Annotated in this window: 16 protein-coding genes; all 16 read left to right on the top strand. The window is 54.6% G+C overall.

Features of this window, described 5'->3' with window-relative positions; all coding sequences use genetic code 11:
* Nucleotides 1-5 precede the first annotated feature (5 nt).
* The 16 genes from BMW41_RS03785 to BMW41_RS03860 all read left to right on the top strand — a co-directional run bounded on the left by BMW41_RS03785 (nucleotide 6) and on the right by BMW41_RS03860 (nucleotide 16,151).
* Nucleotides 6-545, top strand: a complete 540-nt coding sequence (locus tag BMW41_RS03785; protein ID WP_074648926.1) for a hypothetical protein — start codon at nucleotides 6-8, stop codon at nucleotides 543-545.
* Nucleotides 529-1,335 (top strand): BMC domain-containing protein, encoded by an 807-nt coding sequence (locus BMW41_RS15110; protein ID WP_278280325.1) that lies wholly within the window; start codon nucleotides 529-531, stop codon nucleotides 1,333-1,335. Before BMW41_RS03785 ends, BMW41_RS15110 begins: the two co-directional genes overlap by 17 nt.
* Entirely contained in the window at nucleotides 1,332-1,604 is a 273-nt protein-coding gene (locus BMW41_RS03795; protein WP_031471030.1) for a EutN/CcmL family microcompartment protein, read from the top strand. The genes BMW41_RS15110 and BMW41_RS03795 overlap by 4 nt, the downstream gene beginning before the upstream one ends.
* 21 nt (nucleotides 1,605-1,625) lie before the next feature.
* The gene (locus tag BMW41_RS03800) at nucleotides 1,626-2,942 is read left to right on the top strand and encodes an aldehyde dehydrogenase (protein WP_074648928.1); all 1,317 of its coding nucleotides are present in this window, start codon (nucleotides 1,626-1,628) and stop codon (nucleotides 2,940-2,942) included.
* 10 nt (nucleotides 2,943-2,952) lie between these two features.
* Entirely contained in the window at nucleotides 2,953-4,062 is a 1,110-nt protein-coding gene (locus tag BMW41_RS03805; protein ID WP_074648929.1) for a 1-propanol dehydrogenase PduQ, read from the top strand.
* A 191-nt stretch (nucleotides 4,063-4,253) separates the two neighbouring features.
* On the top strand, nucleotides 4,254-5,501 hold the full coding sequence (locus BMW41_RS03810) for a sensor histidine kinase (RefSeq protein WP_207646868.1): 1,248 nt from the start codon (nucleotides 4,254-4,256) through the stop codon (nucleotides 5,499-5,501).
* Nucleotides 5,473-6,477 (top strand): response regulator, encoded by a 1,005-nt coding sequence (locus tag BMW41_RS03815; protein WP_031471026.1) that lies wholly within the window; start codon nucleotides 5,473-5,475, stop codon nucleotides 6,475-6,477. Before BMW41_RS03810 ends, BMW41_RS03815 begins: the two co-directional genes overlap by 29 nt.
* Nucleotides 6,478-6,768: 291 nt before the next feature.
* Nucleotides 6,769-7,971: a methionine adenosyltransferase gene (gene metK / locus BMW41_RS03820; protein ID WP_074648931.1), complete on the top strand. Its 1,203-nt coding sequence runs from the start codon at nucleotides 6,769-6,771 to the stop codon at nucleotides 7,969-7,971.
* A 58-nt stretch (nucleotides 7,972-8,029) separates the two neighbouring features.
* Complete coding sequence (gene pduL / locus BMW41_RS03825) at nucleotides 8,030-8,626, top strand: phosphate propanoyltransferase (RefSeq protein WP_408644129.1); 597 nt, start codon at nucleotides 8,030-8,032, stop codon at nucleotides 8,624-8,626.
* A gap of 15 nt (nucleotides 8,627-8,641) precedes the next feature.
* Entirely contained in the window at nucleotides 8,642-9,493 is an 852-nt protein-coding gene (gene eutJ / locus BMW41_RS03830; protein ID WP_031471023.1) for an ethanolamine utilization protein EutJ, read from the top strand.
* A 15-nt stretch (nucleotides 9,494-9,508) separates the two neighbouring features.
* Nucleotides 9,509-10,933 (top strand): aldehyde dehydrogenase family protein, encoded by a 1,425-nt coding sequence (locus tag BMW41_RS03835; RefSeq protein ID WP_074648932.1) that lies wholly within the window; start codon nucleotides 9,509-9,511, stop codon nucleotides 10,931-10,933.
* A gap of 28 nt (nucleotides 10,934-10,961) precedes the next feature.
* Nucleotides 10,962-12,311, top strand: coding sequence for a 4Fe-4S dicluster domain-containing protein (locus BMW41_RS03840; RefSeq protein ID WP_074648933.1), 1,350 nt, complete (start codon nucleotides 10,962-10,964; stop codon nucleotides 12,309-12,311).
* A 12-nt stretch (nucleotides 12,312-12,323) separates the two neighbouring features.
* The gene (locus BMW41_RS03845) at nucleotides 12,324-12,869 is read left to right on the top strand and encodes a BMC domain-containing protein (protein ID WP_074648934.1); all 546 of its coding nucleotides are present in this window, start codon (nucleotides 12,324-12,326) and stop codon (nucleotides 12,867-12,869) included.
* A 229-nt stretch (nucleotides 12,870-13,098) separates the two neighbouring features.
* Complete coding sequence (locus tag BMW41_RS03850) at nucleotides 13,099-13,791, top strand: response regulator transcription factor (protein ID WP_074648935.1); 693 nt, start codon at nucleotides 13,099-13,101, stop codon at nucleotides 13,789-13,791.
* 71 nt (nucleotides 13,792-13,862) lie between these two features.
* Nucleotides 13,863-14,879 (top strand): HAMP domain-containing sensor histidine kinase, encoded by a 1,017-nt coding sequence (locus BMW41_RS03855; RefSeq protein WP_074648936.1) that lies wholly within the window; start codon nucleotides 13,863-13,865, stop codon nucleotides 14,877-14,879.
* A gap of 138 nt (nucleotides 14,880-15,017) precedes the next feature.
* Nucleotides 15,018-16,151: an efflux RND transporter periplasmic adaptor subunit gene (locus BMW41_RS03860; RefSeq protein ID WP_074648937.1), complete on the top strand. Its 1,134-nt coding sequence runs from the start codon at nucleotides 15,018-15,020 to the stop codon at nucleotides 16,149-16,151.
* Nucleotides 16,152-16,194: the final 43 nt, after the last annotated feature.

A 16,194-nucleotide genomic window follows, 5' to 3' on the forward strand; every position in this document is an offset into this window, starting at 1 on the left:
GCCCCATGGAAATCAGTGAAAACCTGCTCCGGGAACTGGTGGAGCGGGTTATGGAACTCACACTGGAGATTTCCGGACAGAGAGAAAAGAAAAAGAGTGTCCTGGTCGTTCTGGCCGGAGAAGATGCCGCACGGTTTCTGGAAACGCTCCGGGCGCTGAACGCGAGCGGGGACTGCGAGATTACGACGGCGCTTTCCCGTGACCAGATCAACGATGAAACGATCTGGAACATGGTCTGCAGTGAGAGCAGAAAAATTGTGGAGATGCGGCAGGTTCTAAAGCGGCCTCTGCCGTATGACAGAATCATTTTCCCGGTCATGCCGAGAGAGATTCTGGCAAAATGTGCGCTGTGCATCCCGGACACGGATGAGGTCAGAATCGTTCAGCGGGCACTGGAAGAAAATGTTCCGGTGAGTGTCGCGAAGAACGGCCTGGATCCGTTTACCGGCAACGAGCCGGAACCATATCAGAAGCAGGTTTTGGAGTATGTCCGCCGGCTTCTGGAATACGGAATCGATATTCAGATGGATGAAAAAGAGAGGTGAAACCATGCGGGAGGCATTGGGACTTGTGGAGACGAGAGGCATATCGACGGCCATTGAAGTGGCGGATGTTATGGCGAAGGCGGCCAATGTAAAGCTGCTTGCGCTTGAGAATACCCGCGGCGGCGGTTATATGACCGTCAAGGTCATCGGCGATGTCGGTGCGGTGAAAGCGGCAGTCGATGCGGGAAAAGCGTCGGCGATCCGGTTCGGCAATCTGATCTCAGCTTCCGTGATCGCGCGCCCGGCAGACAGTATGGCAGAGTTCTTCTGCCCTACGGATGATCCGGGACCGTCTTCCCCGAAAGAGGATCCGATTCCTCCGGCATCGGTTGAGGCGAATACGGAAATAGCGCCGGAAGCGGCAGACGCGGCGGAACAAGCTGCGGAGACTGCGGCACCGGCTGAAGATAAGGAAAAGGCGGAAGCTCCGGAAGAGCCGACAGAGAGACCGGAAGAGCTGACAGAGATTCCGGCAGAGTCGGCGGAGGTTTCGAAAGAGCCGGCGGAAACTTTGGTTTCGCCGGTGGTAGAAGAGGCAGCGGCGGTTCCGACAGAGGTCCCGGCAGAACCGGCAGAGACTCCGGAGGCTGCGCCCGTGACAGCGGAAGAAGATAAGCCCGCGGGAGAGAAGACAGAATCCGGTACAGAAGCCGAGAAAGAAACGGAGACAGAGCCGGCTGAATCCGGGACGGTGAAGGCTAAGACTTCTCATGACCGGCGTTCCAAGAAAGGGAAATCCGCAAAGAAGAGCGCAGAAGGCAGATCCGGAAAAGGAGGCAGTTCGTCATGATTCTTGCTAAAGTGATCGGCAACGTGGTTGCGACGCGCAAAGACGAATCGCTGGAAGGCACGAAACTGATGATCGTGCGGAGAGTCGATGCGCAGGGAAATTACCTCGAGGCGGAAAAGGTGGCAGTGGACTATGTCGGCTGCGGAATCGGAGAATTTGTGCTCTGCGCGACCGGTTCCTCCGTCCGGGTGGATGAAGACAAAAAAGGCAAAACGATCGATATGGCGGTGATCGGAATTATCGACAGCGTGGATACGTCCGGCGCCTGAGGAAAGGATGGGGGAAAACGTATGGAAGTCAGCATTTTTCCGTCGATCAACGACGCGATCCGTTCGGTAAAGAGTGCGTATGAACGATATGCGGAACTTTCACTGGAAGACCGTGAGGACATCATCGACGGGATCCGGCATCGCCTGGAAGAACAGGCGGATGTGATCGCGCTTCTCGCCGTGAAGGAAACCGGCATGGGATGCGCGGTCGACAAAAAGAAAAAACTTCTTGCCGCAATCCGGAGAACACCGGCTCTCGAGGATCTCATCACGGAAGTCCAGACCGGAGACCGGGGCATGACGCTCTATGAGCTGAGCGCATTCGGCATCGTCTGCGCGATGGAACCGCTGGAGAACCCGGCGGCGTCCCTGATCAGTCACGTGATCGGGATGCTGGCAGCAGGAAATGCGGTGTTCATCTGCCCGCATCCGAGAGCCATCCGGACTTCGAATTATGTGACCAGCCTGATCAGCCGGACGATCGTGGAGATCTGCGGTATCGACAATCTCGTGGTCTCTCTCGATGAGAGCAACATTGCCATGACGGAGGAAGTGATCCATCATCCGGACATCGATATGATTGTATGCGGAGCGGATGAAGACTTCCTGCGGAAGGCGCTGACCGGCGGGAAAAAAGTAATCGGCGAGGGCTGTGCCAATACGGTGACGCTGGTCGATGAGACGGCGGACATCGGGAAAGCGGCCCGGGACATTGCGCTCAGCGCGTCCTTTGACCACAATCTCATGCATTCTTCCGAGAAGTCGGTTCTCGCGGTGGACAGCATCGCGGACCGGCTGGAGAATGAGCTCGAGCGGAACGGAACCCGCGTGATCCGCGACCGGGCGGAGATGAACGAGATTCTGTCGATTCTTTTTGCGGAGGACGGTTCCTTCCGGAAAAAATGGATCGGACGGTCGGCGGAGGAGATTCTAAGCGGAGCCGGCATTCGGGCGGAGAAGGGAACGCGCCTGATTCTTCTCGAATCGGACGAAGAGGCACCTCTCGTGACCAAAGAACTGAAGATTCCGGTTCTCGGACTGGTCCGGGTGGAAAACTATGAAGAGGGACTTCAGAAGATGCTGGAGATCGAACAGCGGTACCGCCATACGGCGTCGATTCACTCCACCTGCATTGACCGTCTGAATGAGGCGGCGAAAAAACTCCAGACAGGCGTGTTTATCAAAAACGGACCGGCGCTTTCGGCCATCGGTGTAACCGGGATGAAAGGACCGTGCTCGATGATGGTGGCGAACACGACCGGCGAGGGAGCGGTCAGCGCACGGCACTTCGCGCGGCGCCGGAAGTGCATGATGACGAACGGTTTTTCAATCAGATAAGGAACAGATCATGAATCAGGTTTATATCAAAACGAGAGTATTTTCCGGTGAGGACTCCCTGGAGAGGCTGCGAAAATTCGAGAAGAAAAAAATCTGGATCATCTCGGACACGTTTCTGGTGGACAACGGCACCATCGACCGGATCACGGAACAGCTGGACCGCTCCAACCGGGTGGTGCTCTGCAGCGATGTGGTGCCGGATCCGCCGCTGAGCGCGGTGGCGAAGGGCGTGGCACTGATGGGCAACATTCATCCGGATATCATCATTGCCTTCGGCGGCGGATCGGCGATCGACACGGCAAAGGGAATCATCTATTTTGCCAAGTTCAGCGGGTTTACGGACGGTGTGCGGTTTATCGCGATTCCGACCACCAGCGGAACGGGCTCGGAGGTATCCTCGGTCACGGTAATCACGGACCCGGACACGAAGATCAAGCATCCCATCGTCGATGACGAAATTCTCCCCGATGAAGTCATCCTCTGCCCGCAGCTCACCTGTTCGGTTCCTCCGTCGGTGACGGCAAACACGGGAATGGATGTTCTGACCCATGCGCTGGAGGCGTACGTTTCCCGAAACGCGAATGCGTACTCGGATGCGCTGGCGGAGAAGGCAGTGGAATATGTCTTCGGATACCTCAAACGGTGCTGCGCGGACGGAAATGACATGGAGGCCAGAAGCCGGATGCAGGAGGCGTCGAATCTGGCGGGAAGTGCGTTCAATATCGCCGGTCTCGGCATGAACCATGCGATCGCCCATCAGCTGGGCGGAATCTTCCATATTCCGCACGGACTGGCCAATTCTCTGATCCTGATCAATGTGATCCGGAAGAATTCCAACGTCTGTGAGATGAGAGCGCGGTACGCGGTTCTGGCAAGAAAACTGAATCTGGCCGGAAAAGAGCACTCCGATTCCGAGGCGGTGACACTTCTGTGCGAAAAGATCCGGAGCTGTCAGAAGGAAATGAAGATTCCGGTGACATTTTCCGAATTGGGGATCCGTCCGGAGTCGGTGCTGGAAAAAAGTACGGAAATATGGAAAAATGCACAGAAAGATATGTGTTCCGATACCGCAATTTGGCGTTTTGATCAGTGCGATGTTGAGGATGTCTTACAGCTATGATAGAATAATTTAATTGAGAAAATTAATTCATACAACTTTTGGGCTGAGAGAGTGGTTAGAGAATGAAGAGACAAATCTATTCTGAAGGCAGCAACTTTGCGGATGCGCAAAGCACCGCGGATGTTTGTCCACCCGTAAGGGCCGAAAAGCAGCATAGTCCGGTAGACCTCAATCAATTTGACATTGTGCATTTGTTCGGCAAAGAAAAGCTGGAAGACATCCAGAGAACTATTTCGAAAGTGACGGGACTGGCATTCGTTACGGTGGATTTTAAGGGGGAACCCGTAACGGAAGCCACGTATTTTTCCAAGTTCTGCTGGTGTATGCGGAAGAATCCGATCACCGAGCAGATCTGCTGGTCGTCGGACGCGTACGGAGCCGTTCAGGGAACGATCCGGAAGAAACCGAGCGTGTATTTTTGCCCGTGCGGACTTCTGGAGGTCGCGATTCCGCTGATCGTCCGGGGACATTACCTCGGCGGGTTTATCGGCGGGCAGGTTGTCTGTCATGACGCCCCCGAGGGTGTCGTTCATCTGGATAAGATTCTGATGCGGCCGGATATTCAGCAGGAAGCCAACATCGATTACGAACTGCAGGATGAGATGACAAAACTCACCTATGACCAGTTCATCAATGTGGTCGATCTGGCGGCGATGATTATCAACCAGCTGACGGAGAGTGAGCTGGCGAAGTTTGAAAAGAGCAGGGATGAGAAACGGGACATCGAGGAACTGGAGCGCGAAATCGATGAACTCCGTTATCAGAACAAGCTGAAGAGTCTTGAAATCTCAAGCATGAATTATGCGAGACATCCGCAGTTTATCATCAACACAATGACTTCCATCGCGAACCTGGCGATTGTGGAGGGGGCGGAAGAAACCAGTGAGGCGGCGATCAAGTTTTCCGAGTATATGAAGTCGCTGTATCTGGACCGGAGTGATTTCTGGACGATGGAGAAGGAGCTGGACAACGTCGAGCTTTACCTGGAGATTCAGAAGATCCGCATGGGCGACCGGCTGAATTATTCCATCGAACTTCCGGGAAACATGAGAATGCAGCGCATTCCGTCCAACACGCTTCCTGTTTTTGTGGAGCAGGCGATCATTCACGGCGTCGGTCTGAAAGAAGAAGGCGGAACCGTTCTGGTCCGTGTCGGCACAGACGGCGAGGATGTGGTCATCTATGTCGAGGACGACGGCCCAGGTTACACGAATGAACAGTTCGAGGAAATCTACGGGCGGCTGGACAATAACGACAGCTGCGGCGTATCCCAGAGTGTGGAAGTGATGAGCCGGCGTATGAGGATTCTCTTCGGCAGAGAATATGATGTGACGACGGAAGTGACAGAAGGAACAGGCCGAAGGGTTTGTATCCGGTATCCGAAGTATCTGGATGAAGGGGTCAGACAAAATGTATCGAATCCTAATCGTAGACGATGACCGCATCATGCGCGAGGCATTTAAGGTCATGATCGGGAAAATAGACGGATTTGAAGTCTGCGCGGAGGCGGTCACCGGCCAGCAGGGAGTGGACTTTTACTGCCGTTATAAGCCGGATATTGTCTTTATGGATATCTTTATGCCGGGGATGAACGGAATTGACGCGATCCGCGAGATCCGGAAGATGGATCCGGATGTGGTCATTTACATTTTTTCCGCCTATTCCAATTTTGAACTCGCCAAGGAAGCCGTACAGCTTCAGGTCCGGGAATATGTGATGAAACTGGTGACGTTCCAGACACTGAAACGGATTCTGATGACGTATAAGACCGATCGTGAGGGAGATGCGAATTACTATCTGAATCAGATTCAGGAGATGGTCGCGGAGAAAGATTTCCGGAAGATGTACTACAGCATCGGAGATGTGGTGGCGCAGATCTACCGCCAGTACGGCGAGGATCCGGGAAAACTGAAAGAGATCTTCGGATACATCGGACATCGGCTGATCTCGTCCGTCAATATGGATGAGACGGAAATGCCGGATGTGAAAAAGCTGTTTCCGATCAATACCGAGTTTCTGACCGAGAAGGTCGTCGGCGAAATGTGGCTGTTCCGGGTCATCAATTATGTGTTCGGACAGAACAGCGTCCAGCGCTATCCGGTGCTGCAGAGCGTGTTTGATTTTATCGAGGCCAACATTTACTCCGAGATCGGTCTGGAGAAAATCACCGAAGAGTGCGCGATCAGTCAGGGTTATCTCAGCCGGATCTTCAAGAGCCAGTTTCAGGTGAGTGTGATGGAATATCTTCACATGAGGAAGATTCACATCGCAAAGAATTATTTCTTCTTTACCAATTCAAGCATCGCGGAGGTGGCGGAGCGTCTCGGATACAGCGAGAGCAGTTACTTCAGCAAGGTGTTCAAGAAGTATGAACACAAAACCATTCAGCAATACAGAAAATCTATATTTGCGTGAGCGCATCTCCAGCGCAGAAGGGTGAAGAACCCGGAACGCCAAATCCAACCGTTGACAATCAGGCGGAACATGCCCCTTGTTCCTGAAAAAACGAGCTTAGAGCATCAAGGGGCATTTTATAAATTAAGAAACTTAAAAATAAAAGAAAATTATTCTATAAATAGAATAAAAATATAAGAAAAATACTTTTGACGGTAAACGATTAGAGATCAGAGATTAACAGTCAGCGATTGACGGTCAGTCATTGGCAGTCCGTCAGGAGAAACGACAGATAATAAGAGGGGTGAGACGATGACAACACATTATGTGACTTCCGAGTCGGTGACCGAGGGACATCCGGATAAGCTGTGCGACCAGATCTCGGATGCCATCCTCGATGCCTGCCTGGCGCAGGATCCGCGATCACACGTGGCGGTGGAGACGATGGCGTCGAAGAATACGGTGATGATTGCCGGAGAGATCACGACGAAAGCCCGGATCGATGCCGAGGCGATCGCCCGGGAGGTGATGCGGGAGATCGGATATACTTCGCAGGAAGCCGGAATCGACGCGGACCGGTGTCTGGTTCTGACCAACCTCAATGTACAGTCTGCGGACATCGCGATGGGCGTAAACCGGTCGGCGGACGGAATGGAAGTGATCGGCGGCGGAGATCAGGGAATCATGTACGGATATGCCGTCCGGGAGACCGCTCATCTTATGCCGAAGACGATCGAGCTGGCCCACGGTCTGGTGCGTCGGCTGGCGGAGGTCCGGAAGGACGGAACCGTCCCGGGTCTTTACCCGGACGGGAAAGCGCAGGTCACGATGTCGTATGCGGAGGACGGGACACCGGTATCCGTGGAGAGTGTGGTCGTCTCCGCACAGCATGAGGAAGGCGTAAACCCGCAGAATCTGAGGGAAGCCCTGATCCGGAAAGTCATTCTTCCGGTGATTCCGGAGGCGGAGCTTCTTCCGCCGGAAAAGATCTTCATCAATCCGACGGGCCGGTTTGTCATCGGCGGACCGATGGGAGACACGGGGCTCACCGGACGGAAGATCATGGTCGATACCTACGGCGGCATCGGAAAACACGGCGGCGGCGCGTTTTCCGGGAAGGATCCGAGCAAGGTTGACCGGTCAGCCGCGTACATGGCCCGGTATGCCGCAAAGAATATTGTGGCGGCGGGACTGGCCGAACGGTGTGAAGTCGCGATCGCCTATGTGATCGGGCAGATCCGGCCGGAGGCGGTGACGGTGGAGACATTCGGAACCGAGCATCTGGACCGCCGGATCATCGAGAACATCGTGACGGAGGTATTTGACTTCTCTGTCGCGGGGATGATCCGAAAACTGGATCTGAGAAGACCGCAGTACCGGAAGACCGCGGCGTACGGACATTTCGGCCGGTCGGAGGAATTCGGCTGGGAGAAGACGGACCTCGCGGAAGTGCTTCGGAGAAAGGCACTGGGAGAGTTGTATGGGGGATTTCTTCGGAAAGGAGTACAGAAGTAACATGGAAAAGGATCTCGCAAATCAGGAACAGCTGATCTCCAGGGTTGTGGAAAAAGTCATGGAGCAGCTGAAATATTATGACCGGTTTAAGATTCCCATCGGTGTCTCAAACCGACACGTACATGTATCCAGAGAAGATCTGGATGTCCTCTACGGAAAAGGGTATGAGCTGACGAAAAAATCGGATCTCGGACAGCCGGGACAGTTTGCGGCGGAAGAGACCGTGACGGTCCGCGGGCCGAAGGGCGAATTTAAGGGCGTGAGAATTCTCGGACCGATCCGTCCGGAAAGTCAGGTGGAGATCTCGCTGGCCGACGGCTTCAAGCTCGGCGTCCGGGCGCCAATCACGGAGTCCGGTCATCTCGACGGGACACCGGGGCTGACGCTGATCGGACCGAAGGGCACCGTGGAGATGCCGCAGGGAACGATCGTGGCGCTCCGCCACATTCACATGACACCGGCGGATGCGGAGCGAATGGGCGTCAAAGACAAGGACATTGTGGATGTGGAAACCTTCGGTGAGAGAGAAGGCGTTCTGGGCAATGTTCTGGTCCGGGTTTCCGACAAATTTGCGCTGGAAATGCATGTGGACATGGACGAGGCGAACGCCTGCTCGCTGAAAAACAAAGACTACGTGGTGATTGCGAAGAGATAATGAGGGGCTGAGAGAGTGATTATACAAAAAGGTGTTCTGGATTCATTCGCCGCGCTGGTGGAAGAGGAGACCGGGAATTTATCCGACGGCGGGCTGAAAACCGGCGTGGACCTCGGAACCGCGAATATCGTTCTCGCGGTGGTGAACGGGGACAATGAACCGGTAGCCGGCGCGACATTTCCTTCCTCGGTCGTGAAGGACGGCATCGTGGTGGATTACATGGGGGCAATCCGGATTGTCCGTAATCTGAAAGCGAAGGTGGAAGCGGTCATCGGAAGAGAACTGACCGAAGCGTCCTGCGCTATTCCGCCGGGAGTAGAGTCCGGCAGTGTGAAAGCCATCTCCAATGTGGTCGAGGGCGCGGGATTTGACGTGGTCAATATCGTCGATGAGCCGACGGCAGCCGCGTCGGTTCTCGGGATCACGGACGGCGCGGTCGTCGATGTCGGCGGCGGTACGACGGGGATCAGCATTCTGAAAGACGGGAAGGTCATCTACACCGCAGACGAGCCCACCGGCGGAACGCATATGACACTGGTCATCGCCGGCTACTACGGCGTGTCCATCGAGGAAGCGGAAGCGATGAAGAAAGATCCGGCGCGGGAAGCGGACATTTTCCCGATTGTAAAACCGGTCATCCAGAAGATGGCTTCCATCGTGAAGCGGTTCCTCACGGGCTATGAGGTGCCGGCGGTCTATGTGGTCGGCGGCGCGTGCAGCTTCCGCGAGTTCACCGACGTGTTTGAAAAGGAACTCGGCATTCAGACGATCAAGTCCAATCAGCCGCTTCTGGTAACGCCGTTGGGAATTGCCATGAACAGCGTGCGGAACGAGGAGAATATCCAAAAATACAGAGGAAGGATGTAGAAAGGGGTTTTTAACATGGAAATCGATGTAAATGTAATTGAGAAAATGGTACGGAAGGCAGTTGCGGAGGTGACGGCGGAGTCCGCACCGAAGGCGTGCTGCGCTGCTCCGGAAAAGCAGGGAAACTACGGCATCTTTGAGACGATGAACGATGCCATCGAGGCATCGGCGGCAGCACAGAAAAAGCTTCTGTTCTCGAAGATGGAAGAACGCCAGAAATACTGCGACGCGATCCGTGCCGCGGTGCTCGACAAGCAGAATATGGAGATGATCTCCATGCTTTCCGTTGAGGAGACCGGAATCGGCCGGTATGAGCACAAGCTCATCAAAAACCGTCTGGCAGCGGTGAAGACGCCGGGAACCGAAGATCTGATCACGGAAGCCATCACCGGAGACCACGGCCTGACTCTGATCGAGTACTGCCCGTTCGGCGTCATCGGTGCCATCACGCCGACCACCAATCCGACCGAGACCATCATCTGCAATTCGATTTCCATGATCGCAGGCGGCAACACCGTTGTCTTCAGCCCGCATCCGAGAGCGACCAAGGTGTCTCACCTTCTCGTCAATATTCTGAACAAGGCGCTGGAGGCAGCCGGCGCGCCGGCCAATCTGATCACGACTGTCCGGGAGCCGTCCATTGAGAATACCAACATCATGTGTGAACATCCGAAAGTCAGAATGCTGGTAGCAACCGGCGGTCCGGCCATCGTCCGGAAAGTTATGTCCACCGGAAAGAAAGCCATCGGCGCCGGAGCAGGAAATCCGCCGGTAGTAGTCGATGAGACCGCGGACATCGAGAAGGCGGCAAAGGATATTGTGGACGGATGCTCCTTTGACAACAACGTTCCGTGCATCGCGGAAAAAGAAGTCTTTGCCGTGGATTCCATCACCGATTACCTGATTCACTGCATGAAGCAGAACGGCGCGTACGAGATCACAGACCGCGATCTCATCGAGCGTCTGGACGCGCTTGTCACCAATGAAAAGGGTAAGCCGAAGGTAGAATTTGTCGGAAAGAGCGCAAAGTACATTCTGGATAAGCTCGGCATCACTGTCGGGGATGATATCCGTGTCATCATCATGGAGACAAAGAAGGACCATCACCTTGTCACCGAGGAGATGATGATGCCGATCCTTCCGATCGTCCGCTGCAGGGATGTGGATGAGGCGATTGACGAGGCGTATATCGCCGAACACGGAAACCGCCATACGGCGATGATGCACTCGAAGAATGTCGACAAGCTGACCAGAATGGCAAAACTTCTGGAGACCACCATTTTCGTAAAGAATAACCCGTCTTATGCCGGAATCGGTGTCGGCGGCGAAGGACATACGACATTTACCATCGCCGGACCGACCGGCGAAGGCCTGACCAGTGCCCGCTCCTTCTGCCGAAAGAGAAGATGTGTGCTGTCCGATGCGCTTCATATCCGTTAATTGTGTTTGATCAGAACCGGAGATTGTTATGGACTTATTAGAGAAAATCATGGCAGCCGGAATCGTCGGGTGCGGAGGCGCAGGCTTTCCGACGCACGCGAAATTAAACTGCACGGTAGAGTACCTGATCGTGAACGCGGCGGAGTGCGAACCACTCCTGCGGACCGACCGGTATCTGATGCTGAACCGGGCTCCGGAAATTGTCTCCGCGATGGAACTCGTCGCGGAGACCGTAAAGGCCCGGAAGCTATATATCGCGCTCAAGGAGACTTATACGGATGAGATCGCGTCCCTGAACGCGGCGATTGCGGCAAAAAACAGCAGAGTGGAGATCTTTCCGCTGAAGAATTTCTATCCGGCGGGAGACGAGCAGATCATGGTGCTGGAGGTGACGGGAAGAACGGTTCCGCCCAGCGGCATTCCGCTGGATGTGGGAGCGGTTGTCTCGAATACAGCGACGATGTGCGGGATCTATGACGCGTCCCGGGACATCCCGTTTACGGACAAATATCTGACGGTGACCGGCGCGGTGGCTCATCCGACGATTGTGAAAGCCCCGCTCGGAACCCCGTTCCGCGAGTGCATCGAACAGGCGGGAGGAGCTCTGACCGGCGACTATCACATTCTCGCCGGCGGCCCGCTGATGGGAAAACTCTACCGGAAGGAAGACCTCGATCAGTACTATGTGACAAAGACCACGTCCGGCATTGTGGTTGTTCCGGATGAGGCAAAACTTGTGGAGATGCGGCAGACACCGCTTCACACGATTCTCCGGCGCGCCAAGAGCGCCTGTATCCAGTGTCAGACCTGCACCGGCATGTGCCCGAGATATCTGAGCGGGCATCCGCTGGCCCCGCACAAGATCATGCGGAAGCTGGCGTACGCCGGGGATGTGAAGGAGATACTGGAAGACGCGGATGTGAGGGAAGCGATGACCTGTTCGGAATGCGGCGTCTGTGAGGCATATGCATGTCCGATGGGCCTTGCACCCCGTCAGGTGAATGTCTTTGTCAAGAAAGCGCTCCGGGAGAGCGGATTCCGGTACCGGAAAGAGATGGAAAAACCGTTCCGGAAGAGAGAGGAACGAGAGTACCGCAGGATTCCGTCGTATCGGATCGCCGCCCGTCTCGGGGTGGAAAAGTATTATCATTACACGATCCGTGATCTGTGCGAAATGCAGCCGGAAGAAGTTCACATTTCCCTGCAGCAGCACATCGGCGCGCCGTCGGTGGCTGTCGTTTCCGCCGGTGATCTCGTGGAGAAGGGGGACCGGATCGGAGCGATTCCGGAGAAGAGTCTCGGTGCGAACATTCACGCAAGTATCCGCGGCCGTGTCGTGTCCGTCGATGAACATACGGTTGTGATCCGAAGAGAATAAGGGGCATATACTATGATATCAATCGGTTTTCTTGAAAGTAACAGTATTGCCAGAGGGGTTGAGGCGGCGGATGCGATGCTGAAAGCGGCCGAGGTTCGTCTTGTCACCGCAAAGCCGAGCTGCCCCGGCAAGTACCATATTATGATCTGCGGCGAGGTGTCCGCAGTAGAGTCCGCGATGGCGGCGGGAAAAGAACGGACGGGCGGATCCCTGATCGACGATCTGATCATCCCGAGAGTTCACCCGCAGGTGATCGAAGCCATCCATATGTCGGTGATGCCGGAGCGCATCCGGGCGATCGGTGTCATGGAGTATTATTCCGTGGTGCAGGCAGTGATCGGCGCGGATGCGGCAGTAAAAGCCGCGGGCGTAACACTTCTGGAAGTGCGGCTCGGCACCGGAATCGGCGGAAAGTCGTTTGTCACGCTGACCGGCGATGTATCCGCAGTGGAAGCCAGTGTACAGGCCGGAACCAGGGAGGCGGCCGAGAACGGTCTTCTGATCAGTAAGATCGTGATCCCGCATCCCCATCCGGATCTGATTCCAACTTTATTATAGTTTTTCACTTTAGACTGATGCGGGGGACCCCCATGCCGAATTCCGGTTCGGCATGGGGGTCTTCTGCGTCTGCACGCAAAGTCCGCAAGCGGACTTTGATCAAAGTATGGTCAAAACATTGAATTTGACATTTTATTCAGCGTAAGATGAAGAAAATGATCCGTTTTTTCATGAACAGTTCATCTTGATCGGATATGGTATCATTCAGAAAATAACAGGGGAGGACAGCATGCGGACAATTTTAGTGGTGGAGGACAATGCCGAGCTGCGTGAGCTCTATGCGCTGGTTCTGCGGAAAGCGGGATATCAGACACTGACCGCGTCGGATGGCGTGGAGGCGTCGTATGCGCTGGAAAAGAATTATGTCGATATGACGGTGACGGACATCATGATGCCGAACATGGACGGATATGAATTTGTTCAGAATATCCGCAGCATTAACAAAGAGATGCCGATCCTGATGATCACGGCGAAGGATGATTTCAAGTCCAAGAGCAACGGCTTTCACAGCGGTGCAGACGATTATATGGTGAAACCCATCGATGTGAATGAGATGCTTTTGCGGGTGGACGCGCTGTTCCGCCGTGCCAAGATCGCGCAGGACCGGAAACTGGTTATTGGATCGACGGAACTGGATTATGACGCACTGGCGATCCGGCGGAATGGCATGGAGGTCACGATTCCGAAGAAGGAATTCTACCTTCTGTATAAGCTGGTCTCTTCGCCGAACAAGATCTTTACCCGCCGTCAGATCATGGATGAGATCTGGGGAATGGACAATGAATCCGATTCGCAGACCGTCGATGTTCATATCAACCGGCTCCGGAAGCGCTTCGCCGATGATCCGGATTTCCGGATTGAGACGGTGAGAGGACTGGGATACAAGGCGGTTCTGCAACTTTCCGGAAAAGCGGAAATTTGATGCGCGGCTGAAACAAGTCGTTTTTACGGGCGCGACGCGGATTCTTTGCGGGGAATAGAGGAAGGAAGACCATGAAGGGATTTCGTAAATGGTGGATCTATCTGATCGTGATTTCGTTTTTGACGGCAGTGCTGTCGTTTTTTACCGGTCTGATTGTCGGGTACAATATCATGCGGTTCGGAAACCGGTTCGGCATTCTCGTGCGCTCGCCGATTATCCCGATCGTCGTCACGGCAGGTTTTGCGATTGTCGGGATCGGCGGCTTTATCTCGATCAAGATTTTCCGGCCCATCAGTCAGATCGCGAATGCCCTCGGAGAAGTCGGAAACGGCAATTTCAGCGTCCGGTTGAACGATTGGGACGGACTGGATGAAGTGCGTGCGCTCAGTCACACCTTCAATGAGATGGTGCAGGAGCTGGAAGAAACGGAAACGCTGCGCAATGACTTCGTGTCGAATGTGTCGCATGAATTCAAGACGCCCCTTGCGTCCATCGAGGGATATGCCACGCTGATGATGTCGCCGGAGGCGTCCGCGGAGGAAATGAAGAATTACGCCAGACGGATCATGACGAGTACCGCGCAGATGTCGGTGCTGATCGGTAATATCCTCGCGCTGTCAAGACTGGACACGGGAGGGATTCCCGAGGAGAAGACGGCATTTTCCCTGGACGAACAGCTCCGGGAGGCGATTCTCTCCCTGGAACCGCGATGGTCGGAGAAGAATATTGCATTTGATATGGATCTTCCGATGATCAATATCACCGGCTACGAGCATCTTCTCTTTCAGGTCTGGACCAACATCTATGCGAATGCGGTCAAGTTTTCGCCGGAAGGCGGCTGTATCCGGACCACACTGGAACAGAGGGGAAAACGGGTTTTTGTGACAATCGGCGATGAGGGAATCGGAATGGCGCCTCAGCAGCTCCGGCATGCGTTTGATAAATTCTATCAGGCGGATACGGCGCACAAGGCGGAAGGAAACGGTCTGGGACTGGCACTGGCCAAAAAGATCGTGGAGATCTCCGGCGGAAAAATCTCGGCGAAGAGTGAGCAGGGGAAAGGAACCGAGTTTATGATCGAACTGTAACAACGCGGAAACTGTTGCCGGAAAAAGAAAAAGCGGGGCCGTTCCGATATGCCGGCAAACCTGTGAAAGCGTATTCCGGTGAGAATCACATACAGAATCAGTTGTCGCAAAATGGAAAGACAAAGGAGACATAAGAACATGAAGAAGTCAACAGTTATTATTCTGGCTGCCGTTGCCGCTGTAATCGGTTTTGCCGTCTTTCGACGGATGAATCAGTCAAAGCCGTTTGCGGCGGGACAGTCCCTGCCGGTTGTGGAGACCGTAAATCCGGTGTACGGAAAGATCAGCAACGAGACGGCTCTCATCGGAACCATCATGCCGTCGGATTCCGTTGCGGTCACTGCCAAAGCGGGCGGTGATGTCACCGGCGTCTTTGTGAAAGCCGGAGATACCGTCAACGCCGGTGATTTGATCTGCACCATTGACACGAAGCAGGTGAGCTCCGCCAAGACGACGCTGGACAACGCGAGACTTTCTCTGAAATCGGCGCAGGATACCCTGAGCCGGGAAAAGCTTCTCTATGATGCGGGAGATCTCAGTCAGCAGGATTACGATAATTATGTGAATCAGGCGGAGAAGGCGAAAGTCAGTTTTGAGTCCGCGCAGACGGCTTATCAGACGCAGATGGATTACGCCAATGTCAGGGCAAAGATCAGCGGCGTGGTGGAACAGTGCAGCATCGAAGTCAATGACTCGCTGAATGCTGGCGCGTCCATCTGCGTGATCACCGGCGCCGGTGCCAGGGAAGTGCATTTTTCCGTGACGGAGCGGATCCGCGGGGCACTGGCAGTCGGCGATGAACTCAAAGTTCAGAAAAATGATGACACATACACGGCGAACATCACGGAGGTGAGCACGATGGCGAATTCGTCCACCGGGCTTTATGAGATCAAGGCGGCGTTCAATGAGACTTCGGGGGATGTGTCTGCATTTTCCAACGGATCGATGGCGAAGATCCGCGTGGTATCCAGCCATGCGGACAATGTCATGATTCTGCCGAAGGACTGCATTTACAGTGAGAGCGCAGGAGACTTTGTCTATACCGTGACCGATCATGTACTGAAAAAAGTTCAGGTTACTACCGGCATGGAGGATCCGGAAAACATCGAGATTACCGATGGCCTCACCACCGATGATGTTGTCTGCTCGACCTGGAGTTCGGAGCTGGATGACGGAACGAAAGTCCGCCTGAAGGGCGAAAGCACGGAGACTTCTCCGGAAGAAGCCTCCGGCTCGGAAGGAATGTCGGGAGCACCGGCCGGAAGACCGTAAGATCATGCGCCGGGCGAAGGAAATGTGAGATAAGAGGAGACAT

Source organism: [Clostridium] aminophilum (assembly GCF_900101295.1).
Classification (GTDB): domain Bacteria; phylum Bacillota; class Clostridia; order Lachnospirales; family Lachnospiraceae; genus Clostridium_R; species Clostridium_R aminophilum_A.

Bases quoted from the DNA above. Each gene is read 5' to 3' on its own strand.
- BMW41_RS03800 (WP_074648928.1), top strand. From the start codon at position 1,626: ATGGAAGTCAGCATTTTTCCGTCGATCAACGACGCGATCCGTTCGGTA.
- BMW41_RS03815 (WP_031471026.1), top strand. From the start codon at position 5,473: ATGTATCGAATCCTAATCGTAGACGATGACCGCATCATGCGCGAGGCA.
- pduL (WP_408644129.1), top strand. From the start codon at position 8,030: ATGGAGCAGCTGAAATATTATGACCGGTTTAAGATTCCCATCGGTGTC.
- BMW41_RS03840 (WP_074648933.1), top strand. From the start codon at position 10,962: ATGGACTTATTAGAGAAAATCATGGCAGCCGGAATCGTCGGGTGCGGA.
- BMW41_RS15110 (WP_278280325.1), top strand. From the start codon at position 529: ATGAAAAAGAGAGGTGAAACCATGCGGGAGGCATTGGGACTTGTGGAG.
- BMW41_RS03835 (WP_074648932.1), top strand. From the start codon at position 9,509: ATGGAAATCGATGTAAATGTAATTGAGAAAATGGTACGGAAGGCAGTT.
- metK (WP_074648931.1), top strand. From the start codon at position 6,769: ATGACAACACATTATGTGACTTCCGAGTCGGTGACCGAGGGACATCCG.
- BMW41_RS03845 (WP_074648934.1), top strand. From the start codon at position 12,324: ATGATATCAATCGGTTTTCTTGAAAGTAACAGTATTGCCAGAGGGGTT.
- BMW41_RS03855 (WP_074648936.1), top strand. From the start codon at position 13,863: ATGAAGGGATTTCGTAAATGGTGGATCTATCTGATCGTGATTTCGTTT.
- BMW41_RS03785 (WP_074648926.1), top strand. From the start codon at position 6: ATGGAAATCAGTGAAAACCTGCTCCGGGAACTGGTGGAGCGGGTTATG.
- BMW41_RS03850 (WP_074648935.1), top strand. From the start codon at position 13,099: ATGCGGACAATTTTAGTGGTGGAGGACAATGCCGAGCTGCGTGAGCTC.
- BMW41_RS03795 (WP_031471030.1), top strand. From the start codon at position 1,332: ATGATTCTTGCTAAAGTGATCGGCAACGTGGTTGCGACGCGCAAAGAC.
- BMW41_RS03860 (WP_074648937.1), top strand. From the start codon at position 15,018: ATGAAGAAGTCAACAGTTATTATTCTGGCTGCCGTTGCCGCTGTAATC.
- BMW41_RS03805 (WP_074648929.1), top strand. From the start codon at position 2,953: ATGAATCAGGTTTATATCAAAACGAGAGTATTTTCCGGTGAGGACTCC.